1 protein-coding gene is annotated in these 440 nt (G+C 72.5%); it reads right to left on the bottom strand.

All coding sequences use genetic code 11. The annotated features are described in order from the left end of the window. The coding region (locus LPA54_RS39110) for an SCO2523 family variant P-loop protein (protein ID WP_228985151.1) at positions 1-440 on the bottom strand (440 nt) is incomplete at both ends.

Here is a 440-nt window from a genome sequence, read left to right as displayed (position 1 = left end):
CGGGTCGGGCACGGCGGCCCGCACGAAGCGGATGTTGCCCTGGAGGGTCGCCTCGTCGTGCCCGCGGTCGACACCGCTGCGGAGGATGCCGTTCTCCTTGTGCACCAGTCCCGCGGCGGCGATGACGTGCTGCCGGGTCCAGCGGTGGAACACCAGCCAGCGGTAGGCGACATGGCGCATCCGGGGGTGCGCGGTGGCCGCGAGGACCAGGTCGACGGCGTAGCTGCGGCCGGCGCTGAGGTCCACCATGACCAGGTCGAACTCGCTGTTGAGCCGCAGCAGCAGGTCGATGCAGCGCTCCAGTGCCTCCTCGCCGGTGGCGAACTCGCCGCCGCCCGCGTCGCCGGGGTAGAGGACGAGCCGCCCGGACTGGTTCTGCCGGGCGCGCAGCACCGGGTGCTCGGTCTGCCGCCAGATGTCGATGCTGGCCGGTTCGGTGA

This window comes from Streptomyces sp. DH12, from assembly GCF_020873895.1.
Taxonomy (GTDB): Bacteria; Actinomycetota; Actinomycetes; order Streptomycetales; family Streptomycetaceae; genus Streptomyces.
The sequence above is the reverse complement of the archived record's forward strand: the minus strand, read 5'-3'. Positions and strand labels throughout refer to the sequence as shown.